This window comes from Burkholderia sp. AU39826 (assembly GCF_020419965.1).
GTDB lineage: Bacteria > Pseudomonadota > Gammaproteobacteria > Burkholderiales > Burkholderiaceae > Burkholderia > Burkholderia semiarida.
In genome coordinates, this window is sequence record NZ_JAIZQG010000024.1 from 15,037 (window position 1) to 27,447 (window position 12,411).

Annotated in this window: 10 protein-coding genes; 4 read left to right on the forward strand and 6 right to left on the reverse strand. The window is 68.0% G+C overall.

Annotated features, from left to right (window positions below; genetic code table 11):
• Nucleotides 1–55: 55 nt before the first annotated feature.
• Together treA and LGM42_RS28255 are read right to left on the reverse strand one after the other, a co-directional pair.
• Complete coding sequence (gene treA / locus LGM42_RS28250; RefSeq protein ID WP_226233977.1) at nt 56–1,774, reverse strand: alpha,alpha-trehalase TreA; 1,719 nt, start codon at nt 1,772–1,774, stop codon at nt 56–58.
• A gap of 137 nt (nt 1,775–1,911) precedes the next feature.
• Nucleotides 1,912–2,541 (reverse strand): TetR/AcrR family transcriptional regulator, encoded by a 630-nt coding sequence (locus tag LGM42_RS28255; protein WP_226233979.1) that lies wholly within the window; start codon nt 2,539–2,541, stop codon nt 1,912–1,914.
• 369 nt (nt 2,542–2,910) lie between these two features.
• On the opposite strand from LGM42_RS28255, the gene LGM42_RS28260 reads away from it, so the two are divergent.
• The 4 genes from LGM42_RS28260 to LGM42_RS28275 all read left to right on the forward strand — a co-directional run bounded on the left by LGM42_RS28260 (nt 2,911) and on the right by LGM42_RS28275 (nt 8,147).
• Nucleotides 2,911–4,299 carry an MFS transporter gene (locus LGM42_RS28260; protein ID WP_059584688.1) on the forward strand — a complete coding sequence of 463 codons (1,389 nt, stop codon included), beginning with the start codon at nt 2,911–2,913 and terminating at the stop codon, nt 4,297–4,299.
• A gap of 397 nt (nt 4,300–4,696) precedes the next feature.
• Nucleotides 4,697–5,467 (forward strand): polyprenyl diphosphate synthase, encoded by a 771-nt coding sequence (gene uppS, locus LGM42_RS28265; protein ID WP_226233981.1) that lies wholly within the window; start codon nt 4,697–4,699, stop codon nt 5,465–5,467.
• A gap of 53 nt (nt 5,468–5,520) precedes the next feature.
• On the forward strand, nt 5,521–6,600 hold the full coding sequence (locus LGM42_RS28270) for a terpene synthase family protein (RefSeq protein WP_099317680.1): 1,080 nt from the start codon (nt 5,521–5,523) through the stop codon (nt 6,598–6,600).
• Nucleotides 6,601–6,935: 335 nt separating this feature from the next.
• Nucleotides 6,936–8,147 (forward strand): winged helix-turn-helix domain-containing protein, encoded by a 1,212-nt coding sequence (locus LGM42_RS28275; protein WP_226233983.1) that lies wholly within the window; start codon nt 6,936–6,938, stop codon nt 8,145–8,147.
• 60 nt (nt 8,148–8,207) lie between these two features.
• On the opposite strand, the gene fabI is transcribed toward LGM42_RS28275, so the two are convergent.
• The 4 genes from fabI to LGM42_RS28295 are packed head-to-tail and all read right to left on the reverse strand — an operon-like array spanning nt 8,208 to nt 12,318.
• A complete protein-coding gene (gene fabI, locus LGM42_RS28280; protein ID WP_226233985.1) occupies nt 8,208–8,969 on the reverse strand; it encodes an enoyl-ACP reductase FabI in 762 nt (253 codons plus the stop codon).
• A gap of 28 nt (nt 8,970–8,997) precedes the next feature.
• The gene (locus tag LGM42_RS28285) at nt 8,998–10,119 is read right to left on the reverse strand and encodes an alpha/beta fold hydrolase (protein ID WP_226233987.1); all 1,122 of its coding nucleotides are present in this window, start codon (nt 10,117–10,119) and stop codon (nt 8,998–9,000) included.
• An 8-nt stretch (nt 10,120–10,127) separates the two neighbouring features.
• Entirely contained in the window at nt 10,128–11,336 is a 1,209-nt protein-coding gene (locus tag LGM42_RS28290) for an acetate/propionate family kinase (protein WP_226233989.1), read from the reverse strand.
• 10 nt (nt 11,337–11,346) lie between these two features.
• Nucleotides 11,347–12,318: a phosphate acetyltransferase gene (locus LGM42_RS28295; RefSeq protein ID WP_226233994.1), complete on the reverse strand. Its 972-nt coding sequence runs from the start codon at nt 12,316–12,318 to the stop codon at nt 11,347–11,349.
• Between the last annotated feature and the right edge of the window lie 93 nt (nt 12,319–12,411).

Genomic DNA, 12,411 nt, shown 5'->3' on the forward strand with positions numbered 1-12,411 from the left:
CGGCCCGTGCGGTGGCCTGCGGTACGGGCATGCGGCCCCTCCCGCGCACTACACATTATTCGCCGTACAGCCCGAGCAGTTTCAGCGTGACGCCGTTGGTCCAGCCGAAGCCGTCCTGCAACGGATATTCGCCCCCTCCGCCGCCGCCCGTGCCGGTGCCTTCGACCACGTACTTCTCGACGAGCTTGCCTTCGGTCGCGTACACCTGCTTCACGTCGGCCAGGAATCGCGTGCCAATGTCCTTCGCGAGCGCCGGTTCGCCGTAACGGCGCAGCCCGTCGATCGCGATCCACTGCAGCGGCGCCCAGCCGTTCGGCGCATCCCATTGCTGGCCCGTGTTCTCGGTCGTCGTCACGAGGCCGCCCGGCTGCAGCAGCGTCTTGCGCACTTCGCGCGCGGTCGCCTTCGCGCGCTCCGGCCACGCCACGCCCGCGAACAGCGGATACAGCGCGGCCGCCGTCACGCCGTCGCGCGGCTTGCGCAACTGCCAGTCATAGTCGCCGTAATAGCCGCGGCGGTTCCACAGGTAGTGATTGATCGCGGCCGCGCGCCGTCCAGCCCGCGCCGAGAAATCGGCCACGCAGCCGATGTCGCGCGTGAGCGCGCAGCCCTTCACGATGGTCGTCTCGAGATGGAACATCAGGCTGTTCAGGTCGACCGGCACGATCGAGGTCGTGCGGATCGTCGCGAGCGTCTTGCCGTCTCCGAACCAGCGCGAGCTGTAGTCCCAGCCGCTTTCGGCGCCCGCGCGCAGGTCGCGGTACACCTCGTTCGCCGGACGGGACGGCACCGATTTCGCGGTCGTCACGTCCTGGAGATACGATTCGTCGCGCGGCGTGTCGCTCGCATCCCAGTAGCGGTTCAGCACCGCGCCGTCGGGCATCGTGACCACGTGGCGCGCGGCCTGCCCGCGCGGCGTCGTGGTTTCGCCCTGCATCCAGTACGCATGCTCCTTGCGCAGCGCCGGCAGGTATTTCTGGTAGACCTTGTCGCCTTCGACCCGTGCGGCGAGCGTGACCATGTACGCGAAGAACGGCGGCTGCGAGCGGCTCGCATAATACGTGCGATTGCCGTTCGGAATGTGCCCGACCGTATCGATCAGGTAGGCGAAGTTGTCGAGCATGTCGTCGACGAGATCCTCGCGCCCCGACACCTGCAGCCCGAGCATCGTGAAATAGGTGTCCCAGTAGTAGCCTTCGCGGAAGCGGCCGCCCGGCACGACGTACGGCTTCGGCATCGGAATCAGCGAACTGTACGGGGGCGCCGTGACGCTCGTGCGCGTGAGCTGCGGCCACAGCCAGTCGATGTGCTGGCGCAGCGTCTGGTTCGGCGGCGGCGTCACGCCGCCTGCCGCGGGCGGTGTGAAATGCTGGTCGACGAACGCCTTCAGCGAGAAACCGGGCTGCGATTTCTGTTGCTGATACAACTGCACGATCGTCGCGGGATCGGTGTCGGGCGTGGCGTCGACGAAGGTCTTCTGGTCAGGATAGAGCTGCGCGGTCTGCACCGCGACGAACAGGTCGCCGTAGAGCTGGCTCGGCGGCGGCAGCAGCGTGCCCGACACGGGCGCGGAAGCGGCCGCGGTGGTGGCCGGCAACGCCGACTGGCTGGCCGCTTGCGCGGCGGCCTGATGCGCATTGTCGGCCTGCGCGGCGCAGCCGGCGACGGCGAGATAGGCGATGGCCAGCGCGGCGGCCCAGCGCAGACGCGGCGCGGGCGGCGACTGACGCGACGAGAAACGAGATGCAAGCGGTGCGGCACGACGTGACGTCATGGCGTGTCCCCTCCTTTCGAATGGTGAGTGGATCGGCACGAGGTCTCGTTCGCGCGCGCGTTCGTCTCGATGGCCTTCGATCGATACGCGTCATGTTGTGGTGTGAATGGGCCCGACTGTCGCACGAAACATGCGTGTCAAGCAAGTTTCGATTCGCGCGACTCCCGCAGATAACCGTGCACCGCCCGCCACGCGCGCACTTCGAGCGCATCGGCATCGGTCTCGCCGCGGGCGCCCGCCGCATCGACGATGCCTTTCACGATCGCGAGCAGATCGTGCGCGACCACGTCGGGCGCGGCGACGCGTGGCGCATCGCGCAGCCCAAGCGCATGCAGCAAGGTCGCGTGGATGCGGTCCGCGACGCGCGCGGTGCGCGCGCCGAGCGGCAACCGCGCCTCCTCGAAATCGATCAGCCGCGCGAGCGCCGGCCGGCGCATCTGGTGTGCGACGGCCCCGCGCACCAGCGCGCGCAGCACGTCGTCGCAGGACGACCGCGCGGCCGCGCGGTCGACGTCGTCGAGCAGATGCGCGCTCTCGCGCTCGACGAGCGCGGCCGTCAGCGCATCGCGGTTCGGGAAGTATTGATAGAGGGAGCCGATGCTCACGCCGGCCAGCGCGGCCACGGCATTCGTCGTGTAGCCATCGAAGCCGTCGCGCTCCAGAACGCGGGCGGCGGCCTCGACGATCGCATCGACGGTGGCCATCGAGCGGCGCTGGCGCGGCGCCTTGCGGGGCAAAAGCGGGATGCGCGAGGACGATTCGGACATGGCGGGAAGGCGGCTTTTGAATATGAGCAAGTGCTCATATTTTAGAAACGCACCGCCGCACCGTCAAAAGGAATCGACATGGCCGGCCGACGCGCCGGATGAAACGCCGCTCGGAGGAAATCACTGCGTCGACATACTGTCTGGCCTCGAAAATACGCACGCGCGTCGCCACGGCGACGCTGCGTGGTTCATCAGTCGAGCAGTGCATCCAGCACGCACAAGCGGCACATCGACCGCATGCGCGCAGTCGTTCTTTCCGCACCCTCAGCCGGAAAAGACGACTGTTGCAACATGCGGAACAACTGTTGTCATACGTGACGCAGCGCTCACATTATGGGCATAATGGCGTCTTTACCGCGCGCCCTCCTCATGTCGCCCGTCTTTCTAGCACCGCTCATCGTTGCCTGTGCGTTGTTCATGGAAAGCGTCGACGCGAACATCATCGTCACCGCACTGCCTGCGATGGCGAGGGACTTCGGGCACAACCCCGTCACGCTGAACATCGCGATCACGGCCTACGTGGTCGGTCTCGGCGTGTTCATCCCGATCTGCGGCTGGCTCGCCGACCGCTTCAGCGCCCGCTCCGTGTTCCGCACCGCGATCGGCATCTTCGTCGTCGGCTCGCTGATGTGCGCGGCATCCAACTCCCTCGGCGTGCTCACGTTCGCGCGCTTCATCCAGGGCGTCGGCGGCGCGATGATGGTCCCGGTCGGCCGCATCATCATCTTCCGCGCGGTGCCGCGCGCCGATCTCGTGCGCGCGATGAACTACCTCGCGATTCCCGCGCTGTTCGGGCCCACGGTCGGGCCGCTCGTCGGCGGCTTCATCACGACCTACCTGCACTGGCGGATGATCTTCTTCATCAACGTGCCGATCGGCCTTTACGGAATCTACCTCGCGAGCAAGCACATCGCGAACACGCACGAACCCGATCCGGGCCCGCTCGACTGGTTCGGCTTCCTGCTGTCGGCCAGCGGTGCCGCACTGCTGCTGATGGGCCTCACGCTGATCGACGGCTCGCTCACGTCGCGCTCGAACGCGATCATCATGTGCGCGGCCGGCGCCGCGATGCTCGCGCTGTATGTGCCGTACGCGCGCCGCAAGACGCGCCCCGTGCTCGACCTCGGTTTCCTGAAGATCCCGACCTACCACGCGAGCGTCGTCGGCGGGTCGCTGTTCCGCATCGGCCTCGGCGCGGTGCCGTTCCTGCTGCCGCTCGCGCTGCAGGAAGGGCTCGGCATGAGCGCGTTCCACTCGGGGCTCATCACGTGCGCGTCCGCGCTCGGCGGCGCGGTCAGCCGCTCGACGGCCACGCATACGCTGCGCCGCTTCGGCTTTCGCACGGTGCTGATCTACAACGCGGCATTCGCGGGCCTCGCGATCGCCGCATACGGTGTATTCCATCCCGGCATGGCGACCTGGGCGATCTGGCTGATCGTGCTCGTCGGCGGCATCTTCCCCGCGCTGCAGTTCACGAGCCTGAATTCGATGATCTATGCGGACATCTCGCCGCGCGACGCCGGCCGCGCGACGAGCCTCGGCAGCGTCGTGCAGCAGATGTCGCTCGGCCTGGGCGTCACGGTGGCCGGCCTCGTGCTGCACGTGTCGCACTGGCTCCAGGGCCATCAGGCGATGGTGTGGTCGGATTTCTGGCCCGCGTTCCTGGTGGTCGGGCTGTGCTCGTTCGCGTCGATTCCGATCACGCGGCGGCTGCCGCCCGGCGCCGGCGACGAAATCGCGCGCGGCAAGCGGCAGTAAACGGCCGCCGATCGATTGCGGCGGAAGCGTTTTCGCCGCAATCGATCGTCCGGGTATTACGTCGTTTTTATTTTCCAGTTCCGCGATTTATTCAATCGCGCGAAACACACAAACCGCTCGCCGAATCCCCTTGCCGAAATAACATCGGCTCGAAAATCGATCGCGCATCACCGCTTTCGATATCCGCCGGCGCCGCGCCACGCCTGCTCGGCCGCTTGCGCGCCCGGGCGCCCCGATATCGTGCATGCGAACGACTTGATAATCCGAAATCCATTGATCGATAATGGTCGCTCGCATCGGCGCGAACAGAATCCCCCCGCCGGATTGCAGCAGTCGCGATAACCATCCCATCCGCTGTTTCACGTTTCGATCGCTATCTCGCCTCGAAGGAGTCTCCATGACTCGAGAGCTGATTCTGCGCGCGCCGGAAACATTCGCCATCGACTCGCCCGCTGAACCGGATGCGGCCCGGCCGCCGTTGCCGACCCATCTCGCCGTCATTCTCGACGGCAACCGGCGCTGGGCGGAGCGCCTCGGCCTGCCGGCCGCCGACGGCTATCGGGCCGGCGGACGCAACGTGCATGCGCTGCTGTCGTGGTGCGAGGAAGCCGGGATCCCGCTCGTGACACTGTGGCCGCTGTCCACCGAGAATCTCGAGCGCGACGCCGGGGAATTGCGCGGCCTGCTCGCCGTGATCGCCGACGTCTTCGACGAGCTCGCCGCCAGCGGCCGCTGGCGCCTGCACGTGATCGGCGACCTGACGCAGCTGCCGCCCGCCACGGCCGAGCGCATCGGCGCCGCGCAGCAACGCACGGCCCACGCGCGCGGGCTCGACGTGAACATCGCGGTCGCCTATAGCGGCCGCCTCGACCTGCTGCACGCAGTCCGCTCGCTGATCGCGGAGCACGTCGCGGCCGGCACCGTCGATCAGTTGCTCGCGCAACTCAGCCCGGAGTCGATCGCGAGCCGGCTGTATACGGCCGGCCAGCCTGAGCCGGACCTCGTGATCCGCACGTCGGGCGAACAGCGCCTGTCGAATTTCATGCTGTGGCAAACCGCTTTCTCCGAGTTCTATTTCACGCCGACGTGCTGGCCCGATTTCGGACGCGACGATTTCGAACAGGCCATCGATGCGTACGGCAAGCGCGCGCGCCGGTTCGGCAAGTAGGCCGGCGCGCTCCTCACGACACCTGTTGCCACCCGCCATCCGCGAGGTACGCCATGTCCACCGTCGAAACCGTTGCCGCCGAAGCCGCGGCGCCCACGCTGGTGCTGCCGCACCTGTTCCACCCGTTCGAAACACCCGTGCATCCCGATGCCGAGCGCGCCGAAGCCGACCTGTACGCGTGGATGAACAGCCACGGATTGCTCGACGATCCGCGCTGGGCGCACGGCATCCGTCACGGCAAGGTCGGCGAATACTGCGCGCGCGTCTATGCGCATTCGTCCTTCGACGGACTGTGCACGACCGCCCGCGCTTACGGCTGGATCTTCGCGATCGACGACGGCCTGTGCAGCCTGCACGGCGTCGCGCGCGCCCCGGGCGAGCTCGGTGCCCTCTACTTGTGGCTTTACGAAATGATCGCCGATCCGACCGGCCATGACCCCGCGCCGCTGCGCGCCGCGCTGGCGGCGCGCCTGCCGCACCTGGCCGCGTTCCTGCCCGCCCTGCAACGCGCGACGCAGGACATATGCGCGCGTATCGCCGCCGTGTCCACGCGCGTGCAGTACGCCCGCTGGGTGGCAGGGATGATGACGTTCCTGTTCTCGACGCTGTGGGAAGCCGGCCGGTTCGCGACCGACGTCGTGCCCGGCGAGGCCGAATACCTGTCCGGTCGCACGTACAACGGCTGCGGCGAGGGTGCGTTCGCGCTGATCGATATCGCCGCGGGCTACGAAGCGCCGGCCGCGTTCTACGCCGACGAAGCGGTCGAGCGCCTGCGCAGGCTGTCCAACGCGATCCTGTGCCTGTGCAACGATATCTTCTCGTATCCGAAGGAGGCCGGCGAGTCGAGCAGCAATCTCGTGTGCGTGCTGATACACGAACGCGGGCTCTCGCCGCAGGCCGCGCTCGACGCGGCGGCGGACATCCACAACGGCTATCTGGCGCGTTATCTCGATCTGGAAAAAAAGGTGCGCGCGCGCACCGACGATCGTGCGTCGCTGCGCCTGCTCGACGAGGCCCGGACGTACATTCGCGGCAACTACGACTGGCACTTCGGTTCGCCGCGTTACGGCGCGGCGAAACACTACGACCTGTCCCGCGCGCTGCGGCCCGGACAGACGAGCGCCGCGGCATGACCTGTCGCGGGCAATGGAGGAAAAACCGGAAAAACAAAAAAATCAGCGGACATCCACACGGGGCCGGTGCATAGCCGCATGGATGTCCGCTCAGGGCTCCGGGTCTCTCGATGGGGGTTGAGAATCCCGGATTCGCTTCCTGCGTGCCATGGACATATGTGCGTCGGAAGCGGAATCGGTGCGCGCACGTGTCGTCGCGCCATGAACCGCACTATAGGGAAACTTGCGAAACGTATCTGTCAACCATTGTCAGACGCGTTGCAGCCGCACGTCGCGCGCGCGCGCCGCTTTCGCGCTAAAGTGGTTCCCGATCGCCACCCTCGACCGTCCTGCCGATGCTCACGCTTTCGTCCGCCGCCGCCCGCGCCCTGCATCTCGCCGCACAGGGCCTGCTCACGCCACCCCGCCGCAAGGCGACCAAGTCCGACGTGCTCGACACGATCCGCCGGATGGCGCAGTTGCAGATCGACACCATCCACGTGGTCGCGCGCAGCCCGTATCTCGTGCTGTACAGCCGTCTCGGCGATTTCCCGCCGCACTGGCTCGACGAACATCTCGCCGAGGCGCGCCTGTTCGAATACTGGTCGCACGAAGCGTGTTTTCTGCCGATCGAGCAGTTCGGGCTGATGCGCTACAAAATGCTCGACCCGTCGGGAATGGGCTGGAAATACGCGGCCGAATGGCATGAGCAGAATCGTCCCGAGATCGAACGGCTGCTTGCGCGGATTCGCGAAGAAGGCCCGGTGCGGTCGGCCGATTTCGCACGCGAACACGGCGTGAAGGGCAACGGCTGGTGGGATCGCAAGCCCGAAAAGCGTCATCTGGAAGTGCTGTTCACGACGGGCGACCTGATGGTGTCGGAGCGCCGCAATTTCCAGCGCGTGTACGACGTGCGCGAACGCGTGCTGCCCGACTGGGACGATGCGCGCGACCTGCCGCCGCGCGAGGCCGTGCTGCCCGCGCTGCTCGACTACACGTGCCGCGCGCTCGGCGTCGTGCGCGCGGACTGGGTGGCCGACTACTATCGGCTGCCGCGCCGCTCGTACCGCGCGGAGCTGGAGCGGCTCGCCGAGGCCGGCGACCTGATTCCGGTGCGGATCGACGACTGGAAGGAGCCGGCCTACGTGCATCGCTCGCTCGATGCGCTGCTGCCGGCCGCCGCGGCCGACACGCTGCGCTCGACGGTCACGACGCTGCTGTCGCCGTTCGATCCGGTCGTCTGGGACCGGCGGCGCGCGTCGACGCTGTTCGGGTTCGACTACACGATCGAGTGCTATACGCCCGAGCACAAGCGGCGCTACGGCTATTTCTGCCTGCCCGTGCTACATCGCGGCCGGCTGGTGGGCCGCGTCGATGCGAAAGCGCATCGCACGCTCGGCACGTTCGAACTGAAGGCCGTGCACGTCGAGCCGGGCGTGCGCTTCGGCGCCGGGCTCGCGGCCGACGTCGCGAAAGCCGTGAAGAAACTCGCGGCGTGGCACGGCACGCCGGAGGTGACGGTCGCCCACGCGCCGCCGGCCCTCGTGCAGGCATTCGCGCGCACCTGAACGCTGCGTGCAGCCGGCGCGTCAAGCCCTGTTCACGCCAATAACGGGCTTGCGTCGACCCTAGCCGAGCATGTGCATGCCGGCGTCGATATAGTGCGTACCGCCCGTGATCGCCCGTGCACCGTCGCCGGCAAGAAACGCGCAGAACGCGCCGACGTCGTCGATGTCCAGCGCGTGATGCAGCGGCGCCCGGCGCGCGGTGTCGTCGAGTAGCCGGCCGAAGTCCGGCAGGCCCGACGCCGCGCGGGTCGGCAACACGCCCGGCGAAATCGCGTTGACGCGAATGCCCGCGCCGCCGAGTTCGGCCGCCAGATACCGCACGCTCGCTTCGAGCGCGGCCTTGACCGGCCCCATCACCCCGTAATTCGCGACGACCTGCTCCGCGCCGAGATAGCTCATCGCCATCAGGCTCCCGCCGCGCGTCATCAGCGGCTCGGCGAGCCGAGCCATCCGGATGAACGAATGGCACGAGGTATCCATCGCGAGCGAGAAGCCTTCCGGCGAACTGTCGACCACGCGGCCGTGCAGGTCCGCCTTCGGTGCATACGCGACCGAATGCAGCACGAAGTCGATCTCGCCCCATTGCGCCGCGATCGCGTCGAACACCGCCGCCATCTGGTCCGGCCGCCCGACGTCAAGCGGCATCCGGATCGGCGCGTCGAGTTGCGCGAACAGCGGCTCGACGTGCGGCAGGGTCTTGTCCGACTGCCACGTCACCGCGAGCGTCGCGCCCGCCCGGCAAAACGCGCGCGCGCATCCCCACGCGATACTCTGTTCGTTCGCGATGCCGACGACGAGCCCGCGCTTGTGTCGCAACGTCATGTCGCTCTCCGTAACGATCCGCGCCGGCCTAGCGCTGCGCCGCGATCCATTGCGCAATGTCCGGCCACACCGTCTTCAGCGTGCGCGTCCCCATGAACAGGCCGATATGGCCGCCCGGCACGAGCCGGCTCTCGATGCGCGACGCGGGCGTGCCGAGACGATCGCGCGCCCCGAACACCTGCTCCGGCGTCGTGATGTCGTCGGCCTCGCCGGCGAGCAGATAGACCGGGCACGCGACATCCTTCAGGTCGAGCGTGCGCCCGAGCGCGACGAACGTGCCCTTCGCGAGCCGGTTCTCCTTGAAGATCTGCACGATCGCCTGCAGGTACCAGCGCCCCGGCAGGTCGATCGGGCTTTCGTACCAGTTCGCGAACACCTCGCGCTTGCGCAGGTATTCGGGATCGTCGAGATGCTCGTACAGGTCGACGTGCTCGGCGAGATAGTGCTGGTCGGGATGCATGTTTTTCCAGCCGCGCAGCATGAAGCGCCCGCGCATCAGCCCGCCGCCCATCGTGACGAGTTCCTCGTAGAACGACGTCGGATACGTGTGCACCATCTGCCTGATCGGGCCGTCGCCCGCGTCGGTGTCGATCGGCGAGCCGGCCAGCACGAGACTCGCGACCTTGTGCGGGAAACGCGCCGCGTACATCGCGGACATCCAGCCGCCCTGACACAGCCCGACGAGATTCACGCGGCCGCCGAGTTCGTCGACGCACACGTTCAGTTCGGCCAGATACTGGTCGATCTCGAGATCCTTCATGTCCTCGGTGGCCGAGCGCCAGTCGGTCAGGTACAGACGCGTCACGCCGTGCTCGCGCAGCGTCTGCATCAGGCTCTGCCCCGGCTGGTAGTCGGCGATCATCGCGCTGTGCCCCGCGTACGGCGCATCGACGATCGTCGGCAGCCCGTGCGCCGGCGCGGCCGAATAGTCGCGAAACGTCATCGTGCGCAGTTCCAGCAACGGCCGGTTCGGCGACGCCAGCGCCGGATGCGCTTCGAAATGGAGCTTCTCCTCTTCCGCAAGGAAGCGGAGATTGCGCGCCGCGATCTCGGCGCCGGCCGCGAACATCGCGTTGGCGGCGGCCATCGGCCAGAAAATCGGCAGCGCGAGAGCGCTGGCGGCAGGGGAAAGCGTGTCGCGTGCTGTCATCGAAGGTCTCACCGGGTCGGATACGGCGTGGAAGGGATCGCATCGTCCAGCACACGGCGCGTGTGCCGCGCGATCATCAGATTCTCGTCGGTCGGGATCACGCGCACCGTCACGCGCGACGCGTCGCCCGAAATCACCGGCAGGCCGGCGGCGTTCGCCGCGTCGTCGAGCACGATGCCGAGCCACGCCGCACGGCTGCAGATCCGTTCACGCACGCGCGGCGCGTGCTCGCCAATGCCCGCCGTGAACACGAGCGTGTCGAGGCCGCCGAGCACGCCGGCCAGCGCGGCGAGTTCGCGGGCCGCGCGATAGGCGAACAGCTCGACCGCGTGCGCGGCCGACGGTGCGTCGCTCGCGAGCAGCGTGCGCATGTCGCTCGACACGCCGGACACGCCGAGCAAGCCCGATTCGGCATAGATCAGATGCTCGACTTCGTCGAGTGACCGGCCTGCGTGACGCTGCAGGTACAGGATCACGCCGGGGTCCAGCGCGCCCGTGCGCGTGCCCATCGGCAGCCCATCGACGGCCGTGAACCCCATCGTCGTCGCGACGCTGCGGCCGTTCGCGAGCGCACACAGGCTCGCGCCGTTGCCGAGATGCGCGATCACCGTCCGGTGCCGCCCCCACGATGGATCGAGGGCCGCGAGCGCCGTCGCGATGTACTCGTACGACAGCCCGTGAAACCCGTAGCGCACGATGCCCTGCTCGGTCAGCGCGCGCGGCAGCGCGAACTCCCGTTCGAGCACCGGCACCGTCGAATGGAACGCGGTGTCGAAACACGCGACCTGCGGGAGGTTCGGCGCGACCGCGGCAACCGCGCGAATCGCGTCGACGTGATGCGGCTGGTGCAGCGGCGCGAGCGGCGAAAGCGACGCGATCGCATCGAGCACGCGCGCATCGATCCGCACCGGCGCGGTGAAATACGGGCCGCCATGCACGACCCGGTGCCCGACGCCGTCGAACGCGGCCTCGCGCCCGACATGAGCGGCGAACCACGCGTGCAGCGCCTCGATCGCGCCTTGATGCCCCGGTTGCGCGACGGGGCTGTCGGCGAGCGTCGTGCCGTGCGCGTCGGCCACGAACAGATGCGGCGTGTCATGCAGGTTCTCGACCTGCCCGTGCAGGCCCGCATCGAGCGAACGATCCTCGCGCGTGTCGTAGACCGAGAACTTGAGGCTCGACGAGCCAGCGTTGAGCACCAGGACGGGATGTCGCATCGCGGCCCCGTCAGCGTGCGTCGGCGGCAAGCGCCGGCGCGGCTAAGGGCGCCGCCGTCGCGCGCGCCGCCGCCGCGACGAGCGCCGCGACCGCGCAACTCGCCAGGCGCGTGCGTTCGCTGTCGGCGCGACTCGTCAGGATCACCGGCACGCGCGCGCCGAGCACGATGCCGGCCGCATCGGCATTCGCCAGGAACGTCAGTTCCTTCGCGAGCATGTTGCCGGCCTCGAGGTCGGGCACGAGCAGGATGTCCGCATCGCCCGCGACCGCGGAACCGAGATGCTTGAGCCGCGCGGCCTCCGGGCTGATCGCGTTGTCGAGCGCGAGCGGCCCGTCGAGCAGCGCGCCGGTGATCTGGCCGCGCTCGGCCATCTTGCACAGCGCGGCCGCGTCGAGCGTCGACGGCAGCTTCGAGCTGACCGTCTCGACCGCCGACAGGATCGCCACCTTCGGCCGGGCGATGCCGAGCGCATGCGCGAGATCGATCGCGTTCTGCGCGATGTCGGCCTTTTGCTCGAGCGTCGGACGGATATTGACGGCCGCGTCGGTGATGAACAGCGGCTTGGGATAAGTCGGTACGTCCATGATGAACACGTGGCTCAGGCGCCGCCCGGTGCGCAGCCCCGTATCGGCGCGCACCACTTCCGCCAGCAACTCGTCGGTGTGCAGGCTGCCCTTCATCAGCGCCTGCGCGTCGCCCGCGCGCACCAGTTCGACCGCGCGCGCCGCCGACGCATGGCTGTGCGGCGCATCCACGAGCCGATAGCCGGACAGGTCGATACCCAGCGTCGCGGCGAGCATCGTGATCCGCGCCACCGGGCCGACCAGCACGGGCACGACGATGCCGGCCCGAGCGGCGGCGGCCGCCGCGTGCAGCGATACCTCGTCGCAAGGATGCGCGACCGCGACCGTCACCGGGCGCAATGCGCGGCAACGCGCGATCAGCGCTTCGTATTTCTGATGCGTGCGTACATCGGTCATCGACTGCCCCTTCGCAAGGATCACGTGAACGGATTCTGGTGCGGGACCGGGCGAAGTCGTTTGATTTCAGTCAATCGTTTCAGGTGAAGTCCC